Source organism: Streptomyces viridosporus (genome assembly GCF_002078235.1).
In the GTDB taxonomy this organism is placed as follows: Bacteria; Actinomycetota; Actinomycetes; order Streptomycetales; family Streptomycetaceae; genus Streptomyces; species Streptomyces viridosporus.
Window position 1 is genome coordinate 1 of sequence record NZ_MSGP01000295.1, and the last position, 18,487, is coordinate 18,487.

The 18,487-nt window shown below is 71.0% G+C and carries 17 protein-coding genes and 2 pseudogenes; 10 read left to right on the forward strand and 9 right to left on the reverse strand.

Features of this window, described 5'->3' with window-relative positions:
* Positions 1–1,162, forward strand: a 1,162-nt coding sequence (locus tag B7L92_RS21160) for a DEAD/DEAH box helicase (RefSeq protein WP_081239062.1), incomplete at its 5' end; no start/stop codon positions are given.
* A gap of 46 nt (positions 1,163–1,208) precedes the next feature.
* Positions 1,209–1,613 (forward strand): CBS domain-containing protein, encoded by a 405-nt coding sequence (locus B7L92_RS21165; RefSeq protein WP_081239063.1) that lies wholly within the window; start codon positions 1,209–1,211, stop codon positions 1,611–1,613.
* Between the two features lie 12 nt (positions 1,614–1,625).
* Here the strand turns inward: B7L92_RS21165 and B7L92_RS21170 are convergent, their stop codons facing one another.
* The 3 genes from B7L92_RS21170 to B7L92_RS21180 form a co-directional block, all read right to left on the reverse strand.
* Complete coding sequence (locus B7L92_RS21170) at positions 1,626–1,964, reverse strand: MerR family transcriptional regulator (RefSeq protein ID WP_081239064.1); 339 nt, start codon at positions 1,962–1,964, stop codon at positions 1,626–1,628.
* 691 nt (positions 1,965–2,655) lie between these two features.
* Positions 2,656–3,342, reverse strand: a complete 687-nt coding sequence (locus tag B7L92_RS21175; protein WP_081239065.1) for a class F sortase — start codon at positions 3,340–3,342, stop codon at positions 2,656–2,658.
* A gap of 5 nt (positions 3,343–3,347) precedes the next feature.
* Complete coding sequence (locus B7L92_RS21180) at positions 3,348–4,196, reverse strand: DUF4397 domain-containing protein (protein ID WP_081239066.1); 849 nt, start codon at positions 4,194–4,196, stop codon at positions 3,348–3,350.
* Between the two features lie 981 nt (positions 4,197–5,177).
* Here B7L92_RS21180 and B7L92_RS21185 point away from each other — a divergent pair.
* Positions 5,178–5,480 carry a DUF1540 domain-containing protein gene (locus B7L92_RS21185; protein WP_218030461.1) on the forward strand — a complete coding sequence of 101 codons (303 nt, stop codon included), beginning with the start codon at positions 5,178–5,180 and terminating at the stop codon, positions 5,478–5,480.
* A 785-nt stretch (positions 5,481–6,265) separates the two neighbouring features.
* The gene (locus B7L92_RS21190) at positions 6,266–7,153 is read left to right on the forward strand and encodes a septum formation family protein (protein WP_081239068.1); all 888 of its coding nucleotides are present in this window, start codon (positions 6,266–6,268) and stop codon (positions 7,151–7,153) included.
* A 204-nt stretch (positions 7,154–7,357) separates the two neighbouring features.
* Here B7L92_RS21190 and B7L92_RS21195 read toward each other — a convergent pair whose 3' ends face one another.
* Positions 7,358–8,224, reverse strand: coding sequence for an AraC family transcriptional regulator (locus B7L92_RS21195; RefSeq protein WP_081239069.1), 867 nt, complete (start codon positions 8,222–8,224; stop codon positions 7,358–7,360).
* Positions 8,225–8,737: 513 nt separating this feature from the next.
* On the opposite strand from B7L92_RS21195, the gene B7L92_RS21200 reads away from it, so the two are divergent.
* Positions 8,738–10,432: a multicopper oxidase family protein gene (locus B7L92_RS21200; RefSeq protein WP_081239070.1), complete on the forward strand. Its 1,695-nt coding sequence runs from the start codon at positions 8,738–8,740 to the stop codon at positions 10,430–10,432.
* Between the two features lie 113 nt (positions 10,433–10,545).
* Here B7L92_RS21200 and B7L92_RS42530 read toward each other — a convergent pair.
* Positions 10,546–10,716: pseudogene (locus tag B7L92_RS42530) on the reverse strand (GYD domain-containing protein); the annotation flags it as partial.
* Between the two features lie 247 nt (positions 10,717–10,963).
* Here B7L92_RS42530 and B7L92_RS21210 point away from each other — a divergent pair.
* The gene (locus tag B7L92_RS21210) at positions 10,964–11,785 is read left to right on the forward strand and encodes a hypothetical protein (protein WP_081239072.1); all 822 of its coding nucleotides are present in this window, start codon (positions 10,964–10,966) and stop codon (positions 11,783–11,785) included.
* Between the two features lie 359 nt (positions 11,786–12,144).
* Here the strand turns inward: B7L92_RS21210 and B7L92_RS21215 are convergent, their stop codons facing one another.
* Complete coding sequence (locus tag B7L92_RS21215) at positions 12,145–13,212, reverse strand: right-handed parallel beta-helix repeat-containing protein (protein ID WP_081239073.1); 1,068 nt, start codon at positions 13,210–13,212, stop codon at positions 12,145–12,147.
* 334 nt (positions 13,213–13,546) lie between these two features.
* On the opposite strand from B7L92_RS21215, the pseudogene B7L92_RS43930 reads away from it, so the two are divergent.
* From B7L92_RS43930 to B7L92_RS21235, 4 genes and pseudogenes are all read left to right on the forward strand, one after another.
* Positions 13,547–13,703: pseudogene (locus tag B7L92_RS43930) on the forward strand (IS5/IS1182 family transposase); the annotation flags it as partial.
* A 65-nt stretch (positions 13,704–13,768) separates the two neighbouring features.
* Positions 13,769–14,467 carry a hypothetical protein gene (locus tag B7L92_RS21225; RefSeq protein ID WP_081239075.1) on the forward strand — a complete coding sequence of 233 codons (699 nt, stop codon included), beginning with the start codon at positions 13,769–13,771 and terminating at the stop codon, positions 14,465–14,467.
* Positions 14,468–14,688: 221 nt separating this feature from the next.
* Positions 14,689–15,009, forward strand: coding sequence for a GYD domain-containing protein (locus B7L92_RS21230; protein WP_081239076.1), 321 nt, complete (start codon positions 14,689–14,691; stop codon positions 15,007–15,009).
* A 155-nt stretch (positions 15,010–15,164) separates the two neighbouring features.
* Positions 15,165–15,368, forward strand: a complete 204-nt coding sequence (locus B7L92_RS21235; protein WP_004986754.1) for a hypothetical protein — start codon at positions 15,165–15,167, stop codon at positions 15,366–15,368.
* 209 nt (positions 15,369–15,577) lie between these two features.
* Here the strand turns inward: B7L92_RS21235 and B7L92_RS21240 are convergent, their stop codons facing one another.
* The 3 genes from B7L92_RS21240 to B7L92_RS21250 form a co-directional block, all read right to left on the reverse strand.
* The gene (locus tag B7L92_RS21240) at positions 15,578–16,345 is read right to left on the reverse strand and encodes a hypothetical protein (RefSeq protein WP_081239077.1); all 768 of its coding nucleotides are present in this window, start codon (positions 16,343–16,345) and stop codon (positions 15,578–15,580) included.
* A 239-nt stretch (positions 16,346–16,584) separates the two neighbouring features.
* Complete coding sequence (locus tag B7L92_RS21245; RefSeq protein ID WP_004986751.1) at positions 16,585–17,241, reverse strand: potassium channel family protein; 657 nt, start codon at positions 17,239–17,241, stop codon at positions 16,585–16,587.
* A 25-nt stretch (positions 17,242–17,266) separates the two neighbouring features.
* A partial coding sequence (locus tag B7L92_RS21250; protein WP_081239078.1) for a TrkH family potassium uptake protein occupies positions 17,267–18,487 on the reverse strand: 1,221 nt, incomplete at its 5' end.

Genomic DNA, 18,487 nt, shown 5'->3' on the forward strand with positions numbered 1-18,487 from the left:
CGGCCGGGGGCGCACCGGTTCCGGCAAGACCCTCGCCTTCGGGCTGGCCCTGCTGGCCCGTACGGCCGGGCAGCGCGCCGAGGCCCGGCAGCCGCTGGGGCTGATCCTCGTACCGACGCGTGAGCTGGCGCAGCAGGTCACCGACGCGCTCACGCCGTACGCCCGCTCCGTGAAGTTGCGCCTGGCGACGGTCGTGGGAGGGGTGTCGATCGGCAGGCAGGCCGGCGCGCTGCGCCACGGCGTCGAGATCGTCGTCGCCACCCCCGGACGCCTCAAGGACCTCATCGAACGCGGCGACTGCCGACTGGACCAGGTCCTGGTCACCGTCCTCGACGAGGCGGACCAGATGGCCGACATGGGCTTCATGCCGCAGGTCACCGCCCTGCTCGACCAGGTTCGTCCGCAGGGTCAGCGCATGCTGTTCTCCGCCACTCTCGACCGCAACGTCGATCTGCTCGTGCGCCGCTACCTGAGCGACCCCGTCGTGCACTCCGTCGATCCGTCGGCCGGCGCGGTCACGACGATGGAGCACCATGTGCTCCACGTCCACGGTGCCGACAAACACGCGGCCGTCACCGAGATCGCCGCACGCGACGGCCGCGTGATCATGTTCCTGGACACCAAGCACGCCGTCGACCGCCTCACCGAGCACCTCCTGAACAGCGGGGTGCGGGCCGCCTCCCTCCACGGGGGCAAGTCGCAGCCGCAGCGCACCCGTACGCTGACGCAGTTCAAGAACGGACACGTCAGCGTGCTGGTGGCGACCAACGTCGCTGCGCGCGGCATTCACGTCGACAACCTCGACCTCGTCGTCAACGTCGACCCTCCGACCGACCACAAGGACTACCTCCACCGCGGCGGCCGCACGGCCCGCGCCGGCGAGTCCGGCAGCGTCGTCACCCTGGTCACCCCGAACCAGCGCCGTGCCGTGTCCCGTCTCATGGCCATGGCCGGTGTCGTCCCGCACACCACCCAGGTCCGCGCGGGTGCGGAGGCCCTGCACCGCATCACCGGCGCCCAGGCCCCCTCCGGCATCCCGGTCGTCATCACCGCACCGGTGGTCGAACGCCCCAAGCGCGGCGCCACCTCACGCGGTCGGCGCCGCTCCGCTTCGACGACCCGGCGCGCGCCCGCACGACGGTCCGTCTCCGACGCGGCCTAGAACCGTCTTGATCAGGAAGCTGACCCATCTCTGCAGGAGGCACCTCTTGACGCTGGTCCAGATGCATTCCCGCTCCCCTGGCACCCCCACCGTGCCCAGAACGGTTGCCGATGCCATGGACTCGGCCGGGCCCCAGGTCTGGGACGCCATGACCGTCGAGGTGGCGCTGTCCGTCATGGCCGCCGCCCGCACGGCTCACCTCGTCGTCTGCGACGAGGACGGCCAGTGCACCGGCCTGGTCACCCGGGCTCGGCTCACCGCCGTGCGGGACGGTTCCGGATACACCGACCGGGTCCGCCTGCGCGACGTCTCCGACGACGGCGGGCCCTTCGCCTCGCCGCTGACCACGGTGGCCGAAGCCGAGCACGCGATGCGCCACCGGCGGCTCGGGGCCCTGCCCGTGGTCGACGAGCACGGCAACGTCCTGGGCGTCGTCGCCCTCTCCCGCTGAGAGGGTGCGGGGTCAGGCGTCCGCCCTGTTGCCGGACCCGACCTCACCGCGTCGCAGCTCGTCGTTGATGCGCCGGGCCTCTTCCAGTTGGTCTTCCAGGATGATGATGCGGCAGGCCGCCTCGATGGCGGTGCCCTGGTCGACCATCTCTCGGGCGCGGGCGGCGATGCGCAGCTGATAGCGGGAGTAGCGGCGGTGGCCGCCCTCGGAGCGCAGCGGCGTGATCAACCGGGCTTCACCGAGGGCCCGCAGGAAGGCGGGCGTGGTACCGAGCATCTCCGCTGCTCGTCCCATGGTGTAAGCGGGGTAGTCGTCGTCGTCGATACGGTCGAGCGGTGTGTCTTTGGTCATCTGCACCTCTGAGGGGAAACGCGTCGAGGGGCCTTGGTGCCGTGCGGCACCAAGGCCCCGAGGGATTTGTAACACCATCGACCGGCTTACTGCGACGCCGGCCTTCTGTTTCCGCACCGGCCCCCGACGGGGGGCGGAGAGTGCGGGGATCGCGGATGCGTGACCGTGGGACCACCTTCCGTTCCGGGGCCTGCGGTACCCGGGCGGACCGTTCTCGCCCGGGCGATCCTGATGGCGTTCTCCTCCTTCTCTCTTCCTTCTGACGAACTTCTCACTTTCGCGGACCTGCGTACTGTCGGCAGCCCTCACGCGGCCACCGGGCCCGGCGGTCAGCGAGGGGACCCCGAACCTACTCCGGCCCCACCACTCCACCGCCGTGCCAGAACCTCTGTTTCCGCGCGGGCAGTTCGTGTCTGCCACGCCTCACTGACTTCCTGGCTACAGCAGACACGTTAACCTCGACGCGTGCGCATGTCTACAGCAGCCACGACAGATTTCAGCCCATGCGAGTGAACGGTTCTGCACCAGCACCCCATGTGCCGCAGCCGCTCGGCCGGCGTCCGCGCGGAGAAGGGCGCGGTCCTGGTCGTTCCTCACCCGGGTGGAGCAGGCAACGGCCGGCACGTGGCCGATGCCGCGTGCTCCCCGGGCAGGCCGCGGGCGGGGGTCCGGCCGTAGGCCTCGTCGCCGGTCACCCCTGGCCGCGCTCCTGGACGGGCACGGCGTACACCAGCAAGTTCCGCTGGTAGCCACCGCGTTCGCGGTCGTACGGGGGCGCGCAGGTGACCAGGGTCAGGACCGGCCGTCCGTGGCGCCGGAACACCTCCTCGGGGAGCCTGTCCTTGTCGACCACCTCACGAGCCGTCACCTCGTACCTCACGAGAGGTGCGTCCTCGCGGGTGACGGTGACGTCGTCGCCCTTCCGGACCCCGTACAACTTGGCGAAAGCGCCCAGGTCGCCGGTGCGGTCGTCCACATGGCCGATGAGGACGGCGGATCCGGCGGGGGCGCCCGGTGCGGGGCCGTAGCGGTACCAGCCGGCCTGCTCCACGCTGTCGGGGATCTCCACCGTTCCGTCCTCCTTGACGCCGACGTCCCGGAGCCGGGCGTCCAGGGAGACCCGTGGGATGCGCAGCGCCGTCGGCTCGGGTACGGGGCCGGACGCGTTCCCCCTCTCGCCCGGCCCGCCGTCGTGGACCCCGAACGAGGGCCCGGCCGTGGGCTCCTGGGCCCGCGGCCGGGCGCCGAAGTCCGGCGGTACCGAGGCTCCGGACGGCCACAGCGACCAGACCAGCAGCGCCGCCAGGACGGCGGCGACCACCGCGGCGGCCCCGACGGCCGCCGCGGAGGGCCGCCCACCCCTGGGGGAGGAGCGCACGGCCGTCAGCCGCTCCGGGTGGACCGGCGGCGGGCGGCCAGCAGACCGGCGACCGCGACGGCACCCGCGGTGCCCCAGGCGAGCCAGACGGTGGCGGACTCGTTGTCGGCGGCCATCGCGCCGCTCTCACCGGCGTCCACGCCGCGCGGCGCGGAACCCATGCCGCTGATCGTCTGTGTCTTCAGCGCGAGGTTCTTGTCCTCGGCGCTGCCCCAGGCGTAGACGACCGTGTTGGCGCCCTCGGCGAGGTCGAGGTCGGCGGGGCCGATGACCACGGTGTCGGTCCCGGCCAGGACGACATCGGCGCTCACCGTGCCGGCGGGCACCTCGAGCGACTTCTCGTTCGGGTTGGTCAGGCCCTGGATGACCGGCTTGCCGCCCGCGCGGACGTCCACGGCGGGCGCCGCGGCCACGTGACGGACGGTCAGCCGCGACTGACCGGCCGGGACCATGGAGGTGTCGTTGACGAACGCGGTGAGCGTGGGGGTGCCCTGCGCATCGAGGTGGGCCGCGAGCGTGGCGTTCGCCCCGGCCGGGACATCGACGCTCTTCTGGATGGCGGGATCGCCGTCGGGGCCCTGGCCGTCGGCGAAGACCTCGATGTCGTAGGTGCCCGGGTCCAGGGGCTGGGGCTCGGTCAGGGTGCCGGGCTTGAAGTCGGGAAGCAGCTCCTTCCCGTTGGCGTACACGTCGACGGTGAGGCCCGGAACGCCGTGGAAGACGGACACGGACGCCTTGCCGTCCTCCTGCGCCGTGCCGTCCGCGGAGGCGGGGGCGGCCACGGCGAGGGACAGTACGCAGGCACCGGCGGCGGCGGTGGCGGTGGCGATCTTCCTGCTGCGCGAGTTCATCATCGGAACTCCCTTCGTGGGGCCCCGGTCATGCCGAGGCCCGGCTTCAGGAGGGGCGGCTTCTCGGATGCACGGCGTGAGGAGTTCTTCGGTCGGATGACCGGCCGATCCCTTGCCTGCGTCCGGCGGCCGTCGTGCTGTCGCACGCTGCCGCGGTCGGTGTCACGGGTGCTGTCGGGAGTGGCGCCACTGGTGAGGTCAGCCGTGCTGTCGGGAGTGGGGGCGGGCTGCCCGGGCGGGTTCTCGCACGGGCCCGGCACTTCGGTCCCGGCCGCCGCGGGGCGACGCAGGCGCTCTTCGTCGAGCGGTCTCCTCCTCGTGGTGCCCGAACCACTATGGGATGCCGTGCGGCATTGCGCCACTTGGGACACTTCGGTCACTTGCCTCACTCGCACACCATGCGCCCCGTACGCCCCAGCCGGAAGCGGCACGCCGACCTGACCGGCCCCTCGGCCGGCTCGGGCCCGGCGGGCGGCTCGGGTCGGCCCGGTCGTCGTCGACGTCCACGGCCGCCTGCACCACGCCGAGAGGGACGATCGCCCCGCTCCCCCGGGGAAGAGGGAAGCGGTCGGTCCGTTCGTCTCAGGCCGTCCGTCCCCGTCCGAAGTGCGCCGACACCGGACATCGCGGAAAGTGGAAGCCAGGAAGGGAGCGTTCCATGAGCTGTTCGGTGGCGACACGGCCCTGGGCACCACTCCGTCCCTCCGCACCCGCCCCCCTGCGGTTGCCGTCCGGCACCCCGGCCTCGCGCACCGCCGCCGGAGCCCCGAGCCCGCGCCGCGGATGCGGGGGAGACCGGGGACTGCCCACGGCGGCTCCAGAACGAGACGGCCGGGCTTCGGCGGGACGTGGATGAGCCGAGGCGCCGGTCCGGCGAGCCGGAACAGCGATCGATGATCGTGGCGGCGGCGTGCCACGTCGCCCGGGGAGGGCCACCACCGCAGCGACCAACCCGTACGACATTCCGAGAAAGCAGGCCCTCCCATGGCAGCCACACCCGTCATGCAATTGCCGGTCATCAGCGAATGCGTGGCCGAGAGCTGTGCCTACAACCACGACCACACCTGTCACGCCGTGGCGATCACCGTGGGGGACATGGACACCCCCGCCTGTGAGACGTTCATGAGCGCGGACATCGAGGGTGGGGAGCCGTCCGTCACCGGCCGGGTCGGTGCGTGCAAGATGGCCGACTGCCGGCACAACACCGGGCTGGAGTGCCATGCCCCGTCCATCACCGTCGGTTACGAGCACGAGCAGGTCGACTGCCTCACCTACGCGCGGGCCTGAGCGACGGGCGCGGTCGTCGTGAACTGCCGTGCTCGCCGCACAGCAGCGAAGCACGGCGCCCTCGGCGACCTTCCCGGTCCGGCGGCGTCCGCCGGACCGGGAAGAGACGCGCCCGACCGGCACTGACCGAGCTCCGCAGAGCTACGGGGCGGAAAGCTCCTGACATCCACGGCTGACACCAGCGGTGGCGCACGATGGCGTACCGAAGCGGCCGCGGCCGGATCCATGAGCGCCCACGAGCTCCGTCTCGGCACGCCGTTCCGCAGGATCGGACCGAACTCCTCGAGCGGGTGTCGCAGGTTCGGATCCTGCCGGGGCGATACGCATCGTGGACCTTTCGCACCGCAGGTCAGGGGCCCTCTTTCAAGCGCCTGCCCGTAGGCGGGCCCGACGCCGCCGGCTCAACCGGCTCCGGGTTCGGCAAGCCCACTCGAAGGTAGACGTGCGCCCAGGCAGCGGCCTCGACGCTTGCGTGCAGACGCACGCTCCGCACCTGCGGGCATCCGGCCGACCAGACGTGTGACCCGTTCGCGGCGAATCCGTACCTCGCGGTGCGCCCGCCCCTGCGCACGTCCCCCCACGCTCCACAGCCCCGGCTCCACAGAAGCGTTCCAAGGTGCTCCCGTCTCCTCTCCCACCTGCGAAAGGGCCTGGATACAACCTTCGCGGCCCGTCGTGAGTCAGAGACGCCGCGATGAGGTGAGGGCCTCCGCACCACCGGGCCACAGGAATGGCATACGATGCGCGCGCCCCTCATAAAGATCAGATAAGAGGATGTACACGTCATGGCAATCCGTGCCCCGCACCGTTCCCTTCGCGGCATGTCCGCCGTTGTCGCCCTGCTCGCGATCGGCGCGGTGGGATGCTCGGAGGTCTCCGACGCCGTCGACAGCGCCAAGGACGGCGCGAAGAAGGTGGCCCGCCAGCGCTCGGTGTTCTCGCTGGACGTCGGCGACTGCTACAACCCGAACGGCAAGGCCGAGGGGACGGCGTACGCCGTCGAGATCGTGCCCTGCGACGAGGCGCACGAGGGCCAGGTCGTCGGCGAGTTCGCGATCGACGAGGGCAAGGAGTACCCCGGCGACGACGGGGTCTCGGCGATCGCGGACGAGCGCTGCCCGGTCGAGGCGCAGAAGTACGCCCCGGACACCTGGGCGCTCCCCAAGGGCGTCGCCCTCTTCTACTACACCCCGACCAAGGAGAGCTGGGCGACGGGCGACCGCGCGGTGAGCTGCACCTACACCTCGGAGAAGGGCACGTTCAAGGGCTCGCTGGACACCGCGAAGTCCCTCGAGCCCGAGCAGACCACGTACCTCGAGGGGTCGAACGCGGTCTACGAGGCCCTGTGGGCGAACCAGCCCGAGAAGGACACCGTCGAGGACGACCTGGCCGGCTACAAGGCGCAGGCCAAGGCCGTCGCGGCCGCCCTCGACGCACACGTGAAGGGCCTGGAGGGCATCGAGGGCACCGAGGTCGGCAAGCTCCGCGCGACGCTGACGAAGGCGGCCGGGAACTGGAAGAAGGCCGCGAACGCCGCCGACGCCGACGCGTTCTACGTCGCCTACGACCCGGCGTTCGACGGCATCGACCCGAACGAGTCGGTCGCCGCCCGCAAGGAACTGGGCCTGGCCACCACCGTCCCGGCCGACGAGGCCGAGGTCTGGGCGGGCTGACGCCCCGTCGGGCGGACGGGGCCGTGTCCGCCGAGGACCCGGCCCCGCCTCCCGGGACCCGTCCGGTCCCGACGCCGCCGGGGAGGGGCTCCACCCCTCGTCGGCCGCATCCGGCTCGCGGACCGAGTTGCCCGTGCTGCGGCGACAGCCGCAGCACGGGCAACACCTGCCGACGGGTGTACGACGGCACCCACCTCGTCGTGTTCAGCTCCGGTCCCGCTCCACCGGGAGCCACAGCTCGGCATCGGCTTCGGTCCCGTCCGGTGACAGGCGGGTGCGCAGGATCTCGGGACCGGGGCGACTGCGGTACGGATTGGACGGGAACCACTGGGTGAACACGTCCCGCCACAGTTCCTGGATGGCCTGCGGCGCCGGTCCGGAGGTGGTGAAGACCGCCCAGGTGCCGGCCGGGACGGGAAGCGCCGTGGTGCCCTCGGGGGCGGCCGCTGACGTGACCACCCCGTGGTGGTAGTCGAGTTCGGTGCCCTCGGCGCGGCTCGGGTCCAGATCGTCGCAGACCGCGACGATGCCCTGCGGCTCCTGGTCGGACAGCTCTTCCAGACGCTCCAGCACCCGCGGGTCGATCCCGCGGACGAAGTCGATGATCGCCTGGTTCGGTCCCGTGTGCACCAGCGGCACCCGGGCCTTGAGCCCGACGACGCTGAAGTTCGGCCTGTCCACTACGCGGTAACGCATGCTGCTGCTCCCTTCGACGGTGAGGCGGAAGGCCAACCGGGGCTGGGAGACGAGCGCGGCACCGGTGCGCCGGGCCTCGCCCGGCCCGATGCCGTGCATGGCACGGAACGCCCGGGCGAACGCCTCGCCCGAGCCGTAGCCGTAACGCACCGCGATCTCCAGCAGCGACTCCTGCCCTGCGAGCACCTCGGCACCCGCGACAGTGAGCCGACGGCGCCGTACGTATTCCGACAGCGGCATGCCCGCGAGCGCGGAGAACATCCGACGCAGGTGGTACTCCGAGGTGGCCGCGGTGCGCGCCAATTCGGTCACGTCGACCTCCTGGTCGAGGCGGCGCTCGATGTACTCCAGGCTCTGGTTGAGACGCTCCAGCACGTCCGGTCTCCTTCCTTCCTTACGACCACCACGCTAGGAAGCGGACCCTCTTCCCGACCCGACATCCTGTGCCCGATCAGATCGTGCACGGCCGGTCTTCCCCTCCCCCCGCCAGGCACGACGTTCACACGGGCCGAGCGCTTCGCTCGGTGGTCCATGTGCCGTGCCCCGGATCGTCGAGGAGTCGGCGCGCCGGGCCTCCGGGGCACCGGTGGCGCCCTGAGGAGCGGTGGGGTGAGTGCCCGGCTGCGCGACAACGCCGACCCGCGGCGGGAGAAGCACTACGCCGACCAGGCAGCGGCCGAACCAGTGAACCTGAAACCACGTCACCCCGCTCTGACCAGCCGTTCAGCCACACCCGCGCGGCGGGGGAACCCCGGGTCGACATCGACGACAATTCGGGATGTACCAGATATTCAGGAAGTCATGCTGCATGCTGAATCGTGCTGCGTCCAACCCCACTCGAGGCCTCTCCGGGCAGGGGTGGGTACGTGTGCGACCGACCGGAGGGCCATGTTCAGTCAGGAACGCAACCGCCAGACCTCTCACCCCCGCCGCGCCGTGCTCGGTGCCGGGATCGCCGCCGCGGGATCCGGCCTGCTCGCCGCCTGCTCGAACGGCACGCCGGACCGCCGCGAGGGGGCTCCGGGCCCCGCGCATTCCGCCTCTCCGCAGGACGACACGCAGGCACGACCCGCGAAGACTCCGGGCCCCGAAGGGCCGACACGGGAGCTGACCCTCACGGCCACCCCCAGCACGGCCGACCTGGGGGGCGGACACTCCGTCAGGACGTGGACGTACAACGACGAGCTGCCCGGCCGCGAGATCCGTATCACCGCAGGTGACACGCTCAAGCTGACCCTGAACAACCACCTGCCGGAAGCCACCACGATCCACTGGCACGGCATCGCCGTGCGCAACGACATGGACGGCGTGCCGCACGTGACGCAGCGGCCGATCACCACGGGCACATCGTTCACGTACCGCTTCCGCGTCCCGGACCCCGGCACGTACTGGTTCCACCCGCACCTGGGCCTGCAGCTCGACAGCGGCCTCTACGCGCCGCTGATCGTGGACGACCCCCGTGAGCCCCTCTCCTACGACCGGGAGTGGGTCATCATGCTCGACGACTGGCTCGACGGGGTGAACGGCTCGACTCCGGAGGAGGTGTTCGCGCAGCTCCGCAAGGGCAAACCCGCGATGGGGCACGGCCCGGGTCACGACGACGACCCCGACGCCCGTGACGAGCGGGAGCATGACGACCCGCCTTCCCGCCCCCGGGGAGGGATCGACGTCGGACAGGGGCCGCCCCGGGGCCATGCGCCGAGTCACCAGGACGACGACTCCTCGGCGCCGCCGCACGGCGGCAAGGACACCTACCGGGTGATGAAGCACGCCGTCAGCAGGCTGCTCGGCGGTCACGCGGGCAGTATCGACTACCCGCACTACCTGATCAACGGGCGGACCTCGGTCGACCCCGCGCAGTTCAAGGCCAAGCCCGGCGAACGCATCCGGTTGCGCATCATCAACGCGGCCGCCGAGACGGCGTTCCGGGTGGCGCTCGGGGACCACCGGCTCACCGTCACCCACAGCGACGGCTTTCCCGTGCAGCACCACAAGGTCGACTCGCTGCTCCTGGGCATGGCCGAGCGGTACGACGTGCTCATCACCGTGAAGAGCGGGGTCTTCCCGCTCACCGCGCTCGCCGAGGGGAAGGGCGGGTCGGCGATGGCCGTCCTGCGCACGGGCCACGGCGCCACGCCGAAGCCGTCCGCGCGTCCGGCGGAGCTGAACCGGAACGTGCTGGTTTCGGCCGGGCGGCTGCAGCCGCACGAATCCGTGGCCCTGGACCGGCGCAAACCCGACCGTCAGATCAAGCTCACCCTGACCGGCGGTATGAAGAAATTCGACTGGGGCATCGACCACAGGCCCTATTCGCCGGACCGCATCCACAAGATCGAACGTGGTGAGCGGGTGCGGTTGATCGTCTTCAACGGCACGGACATGTGGCATCCCGTCCATCTGCACGGCCACACCTACGGCCTGGCCGACACCGACTCCCCCGGTGCCCGCAAGGACACGTCCGTACTGCTGCCGCACCGCAAGCTGGTGGCCGATTTCGACGCGGACAACCCAGGACTGTGGATGCTGCACTGCCACAACGTCTACCACTCGGAGTCCGGAATGATGACGACGCTCGGCTACTAGGAGCCACGCGGCCGTCCCGTGGAGGGGGAGCCACGTCACCGGGCGAGACGGGTGCCGGTTCCCTCCTGCCCCTCCACTCCTGACCGGGCGCCAGGAGAAAGGCCGCCGTGCCCTCAGCCGGCGGCCTTGGCGATGACGCGGCCCCTCTCCTCTCGGCCGAAGGCCCGCAGGATCGTCGTACGGGCGTTGCCCACTCCGCCGAGCTGCGGGAGCGCCGCGGTGGCGGTTTCGTCGTCGGGCTCCTCGACCATGACCACGAGGTCGTACGAACCGACGGTCCAGTGTGCCGACGGACGGCCTCGGTGGGCCGGTCCGGTACGCGCAGGTGCCCGTGTGGCGCAAGGCGGCGCGTCGACGAACCGCCGTCCACGACCGATGTGTTGCCGTGTCACGGCTGCGTCATGGCGGTGTTCTGGAAGGAAGACGGGCGCGACCTGCGGGCTCCGGGACTCCTCATAGTCGACACAGAGAGGGGAACCGGCGGAGAACGCCGCCGGTTCCCCACCACCCTCCGCCCGGAAGGAACCTCCCATGATGAACCGCCACCTGCGCAAGGTCGTCGTCGCCACCGCCGCGATCACCGCCGGGCTGCTGATGACGGCGTGCCAGAACGGCACCGACGACAGCTCGTCCGGCAAGAGCGGCACGGGGACGGCGGCGGTCGCGGAGAACGCGGCGGACTCCGAGAACGCGAAGGGCGTCAGCGGTTCGTTCAAGAACGGGAAGGTCACCCACCTCGCCCCGGGCAAGTACATCGTGTCCGTACCGGGCAAGGGCGACCAGCAGTTCCTGGTCGCCGACGACACCGAGGTCTACGGCGCCGGCACGATCTGCGGCGAGGCGGGGGCCAAGGTGGACGCGCCGTGCACGCTGGACCAGTTGGAGGCGGCCACCAAGAGGGGCGCCGTGAGCGCCGACGTGGAGATGGAGAACGGCATCGCGACCCTGGTGACCGAGCGGCGTGCCACCCCGCAGGACTCCGGTCCCGGGGCGGGTTCCGGGTCCCCCGCGGACTCCGGCTCCGGCTCCGGCTCCGGCTCCGGCGAGACCGTCGTCGAGGGCATCAACAAGGGCAAGGGTGTCAACGGAACCTGGTTCGGCAACGTCTCCTACCTGGCGCCGGGCAAGTACACGGTCTCCGACATGAAGGGCGTCGAGCAGCAGTTCTTCGTCTCCGAGGAGACCGAGATCTGGGGCTACGGTGACATCTGCGGTGACACGAACACGGGTGAAGGCGGCCAGGGCGGCACCGAGTGCACCGAGGCCGAACTGGAGGCGGCGGCCAAGAAGGGCGTCAGCGCCGAGGTCGTGATCAGCAACGGCATCGCGACCAGCATCCGCGACGACCACTGAGCCGCACCCCCACGGTGCGCCGGATCGACGCGGTGGGCGCGGGAGCGGGCGACATCGACGCGTGCCCGGTTTCCACCTGGACCGTCGTCCGTGGCACGTGAAAAGGGCCGACTCGGGAGGGGGTTCCCTCCCGGGCCGGCCCTTCGCCGTTCCGGGCGCCATGCCGCACACGTGCCACCACGTCCGCTCGGCGCCCTCTTCAACGGAGTCCGACGCCGCTCCCCCAACACCTCGGATCAAGGCCCCGAGGCGGTGTCGTCATCGCGCCCGTATCCCCCGGAGACAGTTGCTCCGGAGACGGCAGCCCCGGGGACGGCTGCCCGGGGGACGACTGCCCCGGGCAGCCGCTGCCCGGCCGGTCAGCACGTGCCGGCCGGTTCGGAACTCTGGCAGACGTTGTTGATGAACTTGTTGTCCTTCCCCTTGTCGTCGCGGGTCGCCAGGTCCGCCGGCTGGTTGCCCAGCACGAGGTTGTCGCGGATGACGTTCCGCTCATTGGCGACGCCGTCCATGCTGCCGAACACGACGATCCCGCCGGAGTACGGCGAGTCACCCACGTTGTCGTGGACCGCGTTCTGCGTCACCAGCACCTTCTCCGTGCCGACGAGGGCGATGCCGACCCCCTGGAGGTGGGGCAGGCGCGCGGAGGCGGGGCAGTATTCGTTGTTCTCGTAGACCGCGTTGCGGCGGATGGTCAGGTCGCCCACCGTGCGCGGCAGCACGACGAAGACACCCGCGCAGTTCCCGGTGACGACATTGCGCTCGACGGTGAGGTTCCTGAGCCGACGGGTGGTCATGCCGATCCGGTTGCCCGTCAGGCGGTTGCCGCTGATCACCGTGCCACGGGTGTCGAGGGTCTTGCTCTCCGCGTCGGCCTCGAACACGTTGGCCGTGTAGAGCCCGGCGTCGCCGTTGCCGCTTGCGGTGTTGTAGCGGAACGAGGCGCGGGTGGAACGATCCTGCGCGATGCCCCACTGGCCGTTGTCCCGGGCGGTCACCCGGTGGACATCCAGTCGGTCGGTGCGCGTGGCCGAGACACCGTTCCTCTTGAACCCCTTGACGGTCAGGGACTGGATCCGCGCTCCGGTGACGGGGTGCTCGTCCGTACCGGTGACACAGATGCCGTCCCCCGCCTTGGCGCACGCGCTCTGCGCCTCCTCGTCCGTTCCGGGCACGATCACGGTCTGCTCGCCCGCACCTCGGAGGGTCAGCTCCTTGGTGATCGTGACGCTTCCGCGGTAGGTGCCCCGCGTCAGGACGATGGTGGCTCCGGGTCTGGCCGTGTCGATGGCCTTCTGGATGGACTGGCCCGGACGGACCACTTCCTCGAGCTCGCTCTGGGCGGAGGCGGCCGGAGCGAGGGCGCCCGCGCCGACGACGAGGGGCGCGATGGCGCAACTCAGGTATACAGTCTGACATTTCCTCATGAACCCGACGTTATGGACCACTCCACGGTGCCGCCACTCTTGACGACCATATGGATACAGAAAGCCACCGATCGGGTTTGTCGCTCGGTTCCGCCGCCGCGGGGTGCTCAACGGCACCCTCTTCGGGGAGCGCACCGGGATCCCGTGGCGGGATCCGCCGACCCGGTTCGACAGGTGGAGGACCGCCTACGAGCGGCACCGGTGCCGGCCGGTGGACGGTACCCGGGACACGAGCCTGCGGACCGTCAGGCCGACGCGGAGGCGGGCGCGGACGCCGACGCGGGCGCGGGCGCGGGTGCGGACGGCCGCATCGGCTGGTTCAGGGCGACGTGGATCCGACTCTTGCCGCATGCCCCGGCACGCCGCCGGGGCACGGCGAAGGGCATCGCGCGTCCCTGGAAATTGACGCCCCGGCAGCACCGCCCAGTGAGCGATTCGGACGCTCCCGGGGCGGGCTGACCTGCGGGGCCCGCCTCGCCGGTGCTAACGGCGCCGGCTCGGGGACGCAGGGGAGAGCGCCGACGAGTCCGTCGGAGCCGGCGGCTAAAGTCCGTGCATGCTGCTGCCACGCCCTGTCGAGGGTGCCGAGGGCCCGTACGACGCCGGGTACCTCCCCAGATTGCAGATGACGTTCCACCCCGTCGAGGAGCCCATCACCGAGCCCGTCGCGAAACTGGGCGGTGATCCCGTATGGCTGGGTGAACCCTGTTGGCCGGTGCACCCCGACACCGGGGAGCCGCTGGACTTCATCGGGCAGTTCCCCGTCCCCGCGGAGGTCGGCGAGCCGCGGCGCATGGCGTACCTCTTCCTGTCCTACGACGACTACGAGACCGGCGGGAGCGACCCGGAAGACGGCGAATCCGTCCTGCTCATCCAGCCCGGAGGGCGTGTCCCCGCGTTCGCCTCCATCGGAGCGGCCGGCACGAAGGGGCGGTCCCTCTGGCGTTTCGGCCCCGACGACGAACAGGTGCCCGTCCAGTTCCGGATCGACATGGCGCCCGTACCGGAGGAGGCCGAGCGCGGTCCCGGCGACCCGGAGGAAGAGGGACACGGCACCGTCGGCGTACACGGCCACCTCGGGGGCAAGCCCGCCTATCCGGACTGGGCCGGGGTCGAGGCGCCCTGGCGCTTCTTCTTCCGGATCGGCGGCATGGAGGACGACGGACCGTACTTCCTGAACTTCGCGTACGGCGCGGGCTTCGCCTACCTCAGTCCCGACCGGCTGGAGGGCCGCTTCAGTTGGGAGGCGGCCTGAGGGCACGCGTCACCGTCTCGTCCCCGTCTCGTCCAGCCCCGTTCCCGGCCGTTCGGGCGAGGCCGGAAGCGCGGGTGCCGCGGGTTCGCGTCCTGCCGGGGCACGGAGAGAAGGGCCGGCCCGGGTTCCAACGAGTGAATCCGGTCGTCCGCGAGTAGCGGCCGTTGCGACAGCGGGAAGTCCCTTGCACACCCGACAAGCGATGGGCAGGGAGCATTCCTATGCCGAAGTTCCTCATCCAGGCCACCTACACGCCCGAGGGCACCAAGGGGCTGCTCAAGGAAGGCGCGAGCGGCCGGCACGCCGCTGTCGAGCAGGTCGTCACCGGCCTCGGCGGGCAGGTCGAGGCCATGTACTTCGCCTTCGGGGAGGACGACATCGTGCTCATCGTCGACTTCCCCGACCCGGTCTCCATGGCCGCCGTCGGCCTCACCGTCAAGGCCAGCGGAGCCCTCCACACCCGGGCCACCCCTCTCCTCACCCTCGACGAGATCGACGAGGCCGCCCGCCGGCAGGTCGCCTTTCGGGCTCCCGGCGCGTGAACCCGGAGGCGGGGACGCGTCTGCTGCGCTTCGTGGCCGAACGCCTCCGAAGCCGAACGCCTCCGAAGCCCACCGCGCGTCCAAGACCCTGGCCATGAGCACTGACCGTGCACCCCGCTGTGGAATGATCACGTCTCGGAGGAAGGGAGCGGTACATGTCTCAGCACCGGGAGCGATCCCTCGTCGAAAGCCCCGGCTGGATGGTGCTGTGCATGATCTGGTTCGGGTGGTCGGCCGCCAGTACCGCCAGTGCGCCGTGGGTCCGCCTCGGCTGCCTGGTGTTCTTCGTCGCCTGTGCCGCGCTCCTGCTGCGTCATGTCGTCAGGAACCGCCGGAGACGCGAGTCCCACCCCTCCTGAGCTTCGCGACCGGCCTCGACGTCGGCGCACGGCGGCGGGTCGGGGCACGGAGGGAAGGGCCGGCTCAGGAGGGGTTCCTCCCGGGCCGGTCCTTCGTCGTCTTCGGGGGACGGCGGGCGCGTCCGTACCCGCCGCCGGGTGCGCGGTCGGCCCCGAGGGTGCGGCGGAACGGGGCGTGCGGCCACGGGAGTCGTCGCGCCCGCCGGTCGTCAGTAGCGGTGGCCGGGCCAGTGCGGATCCGTCCAGCGGTCCTCGTCGGTGAGTCCGAGCAGCCGTACCCGGTGCCGCAGATCCACCGACGCGCCCGACTCGCGGAGCCGGGCCGCGGCGTGGCCGAGGAGCCAGGCGACCAGTTCGGCGCGCATCTCCTTCTCGTCGTGCTCGTACCAGTCGACGCTCCACGGCAGGCTGTCTCCGAGGAGCTCGTACTCCCATTCCGTGACCGCCTCGACGAGGCGCCGGTCGCTGAGGCGGCCGGTCTGCTTCTCCCAGTCGGCCAGCCAGGGGGCGAGTGTGCCGGACGCCTCGGCACACATCGCGAGGACCCGGTGCGCCGGGACGGCCGCATCCGGATCGGTGAGGCTCTGCGCCCACCAGGCGTGCAGGAACTCGCGGACCGGACCGGCGTGCTCGTCGGGCCACTGCTGCCAGTGGCCGCGGGCGAAGGAGTGTCCGGCCTCCTCCAGTCCGAACAGGGGGTCCGCGCGGCCGGCGACCAGGGCCCTGGCGAACTGCGGCAGGACGCGGCGCAGCACGGCCGCGTGGTCGGTCCAGTCGGTGGCCTGCCAGGCCCGGCGCAGGAGGTCCGGCTCCAGTTCCACGTCCGGCGTCTTCAGGAGGGAGAGCTCCTCCGGACTGCCCCAGTGGCACTCGCAGTTGTGTTCGTCCGGGCGTGCGGTCATGCCGCGGAAGGCGACGGAGAGGTCGTCCAGGGCGGCGTCGAGGCGGCGGCGTGCGGGACGGTCGGCGAGATGCATGAGGGGCCCGGCCTTCGAGGACTCCGTACGGCTTCCGCCGTCCGAAGGTCGCCACCTTACCCGGTCCGCTCTCCCGGCCCTCCTCGTCGTGTTCTCCGTACGGGCGTCGTTCGGAGGTCCGCCGCTCGGTGGAGGGGCCGTCCCGCGGCATCGGCGGAGGAAGTTGCTCCCTGGGGCCGAACGACGAGATGCCCCGCGTTCGTTGCCGCGCCGTCCGCCCTGCGGGGAGCGCCGGGCGGTCAGCGCAGGTCGCTGAAGCGTTCGGTCTTCTGCGTGCGGCCGGCCACGATGAGGGTGTCCTCGGATCCGACGACGGTCTCGGGGGTGGCGTAGGTGAAGCCCTCGCCGGGGCGCTTGATGGCCACCACGGTCACTCCGTAGCGGGAGCGGACGGCGCTGTCGGCCAGCCGTTCGCCGATGATGTCGGTGGGCGGGGTGGTCTTGACCATGGCGAAGTCGTCCTCGAACTCGATGTAGTCGAGCATGCGGCCCCGCACGAGGTGCGCGACGCGCTGGCCCATGTCGTGCTCGGGATAGACGACGTGGTGCACACCGAGCTGGGTGAGGATCCGGCCGTGGGCTTCGCTGACCGCCTTCGCCCACACGTCCTGGATGCCGAAGGAGACCAGCAGGGAGGCCGTCAGGATGCTCGCCTCCAGGTCGGTGCCGATGGCGACCACCGCGCGGTCGAACTCGTGGACCGCCAGCTGGCGCAGGATCTCCTCCTTGGTGGAGTCGGCGCGTACCACGTGGGTGAGGGAACCGGACAGGGACTGGACGAGTTCGGCGTCCCTGTCGATGCCCAGGACCTCGGTGTCCTCGCCGACCAGTTCCAGTGCCAGGGCACGGCCGAAGCGGCCCAGGCCGATGACGACCACGGCGTTGCCGTGGGCCATGCGGCGGTTCCTGCGGGTGCGGTTCCTAGCCAATGATGGGTCGCTCCTCGGGGAGGTCGTACATGCGGACGCGGGTGCGCAGGGCGAGCGCGGAGGCGATCGTGATGGGGCCGAGCCGGCCGATGAACATCAGGACGACGAGCAGGCACTGCTCGAAGCCGGGCAGGCCGGCGGTGATCCCGGTGGACAGGCCCGTGGTCGCGAAGGCGGAGATCACCTCGAACAGCGACCGGTCGAGGTCGATTCCGGTGAACACCATGAAGACGACCGTCGACGCGGTGACCACGGCCACCGACAGCAGGACGATGGTCAGCGCCTGGCGCTGGGTGTCCCGGTGCAGGCGCCGGTGGAAGATGTTCACGGCGCCTTCGCCGCGCACCTCGGCGTACATCGCGAAGAACAGGACGGCGAAGGTGGTCACCTTGATACCGCCCGCGGTGCCGGCGCTCGCGCCGCCGATGAACATCAGGACGTCCATGCCCAGCCAGCTCGCCGGTCTCATCCCGCCGATGTCGATGCTGTTGAACCCGGCCGTGCGGGGCATCCCCCCTTGGAAGAAGCCGGCCAGCAGCTTCCCGGGCACGCCCAGGGGGCCGAGGGTCGCGGGGTTGCTCCACTCGAGCGCCGTGATGAACACGCTGCCGCCGACGAGGAAGACACCGCTCGCCCACAGCACGATCCTGGTGTGCATGGACCAGGTCCGCGGCCGGCGCCAGCGGCGCCGCAGCTCGAACAGGACCGGGAACCCCAGCCCGCCGGCGATGACGGCGAAGGCGATGGGGAGGCAGATCCACCAGTCGGTGGTGAAGCCCGTCAGGCTGTCGGTGTACAGCGCGAAGCCCGCGTTGTTGACCGCGGACACGGAGTGGAACACGCCCAGCCACAGTGCCCTCGGCCAGGAGTTGTCGTAGGCCAGGCCGAAGCGAAGGGTCAGTACCAGTGCGGTGATCGCTTCCAGCAGCAGAATGACCTTGATCACCCCGGTGGCCACCGCCCGCACGTCGCCCAGTTCGAGGGTTTTGGTCTCCGCCGCCGCCGTGAGGCGTGCGCGCAGCCCCATCCGGCGGGACACCAGCATGACCAGCAGGGACGCGAAGGTCATGATGCCCAGGCCGCCCACCTGGATGAGCGCCAGGATCACCACGTGCCCGAAACCGGACCAGTAGGTGGGCGTGTCCACCACCACCAGACCGGTCAGGCACACCGCGGAGGCGGAGGTGAACACCGCCTCCAGCGGTGTGCCTGA

Bases quoted from the DNA above. Each gene is read 5' to 3' on its own strand.
- B7L92_RS21170 (WP_081239064.1), bottom strand. From the start codon at position 1,964: ATGACCAAAGACACACCGCTCGACCGTATCGACGACGACGACTACCCC.
- B7L92_RS21180 (WP_081239066.1), bottom strand. From the start codon at position 4,196: ATGATGAACTCGCGCAGCAGGAAGATCGCCACCGCCACCGCCGCCGCC.
- B7L92_RS21185 (WP_218030461.1), top strand. From the start codon at position 5,178: ATGGCAGCCACACCCGTCATGCAATTGCCGGTCATCAGCGAATGCGTG.
- B7L92_RS21190 (WP_081239068.1), top strand. From the start codon at position 6,266: ATGGCAATCCGTGCCCCGCACCGTTCCCTTCGCGGCATGTCCGCCGTT.
- B7L92_RS21200 (WP_081239070.1), top strand. From the start codon at position 8,738: ATGTTCAGTCAGGAACGCAACCGCCAGACCTCTCACCCCCGCCGCGCC.
- B7L92_RS21210 (WP_081239072.1), top strand. From the start codon at position 10,964: ATGATGAACCGCCACCTGCGCAAGGTCGTCGTCGCCACCGCCGCGATC.
- B7L92_RS21215 (WP_081239073.1), bottom strand. From the start codon at position 13,212: ATGAGGAAATGTCAGACTGTATACCTGAGTTGCGCCATCGCGCCCCTC.
- B7L92_RS21225 (WP_081239075.1), top strand. From the start codon at position 13,769: ATGCTGCTGCCACGCCCTGTCGAGGGTGCCGAGGGCCCGTACGACGCC.
- B7L92_RS21230 (WP_081239076.1), top strand. From the start codon at position 14,689: ATGCCGAAGTTCCTCATCCAGGCCACCTACACGCCCGAGGGCACCAAG.
- B7L92_RS21235 (WP_004986754.1), top strand. From the start codon at position 15,165: ATGTCTCAGCACCGGGAGCGATCCCTCGTCGAAAGCCCCGGCTGGATG.
- B7L92_RS21240 (WP_081239077.1), bottom strand. From the start codon at position 16,345: ATGCATCTCGCCGACCGTCCCGCACGCCGCCGCCTCGACGCCGCCCTG.
- B7L92_RS21245 (WP_004986751.1), bottom strand. From the start codon at position 17,241: ATGGCCCACGGCAACGCCGTGGTCGTCATCGGCCTGGGCCGCTTCGGC.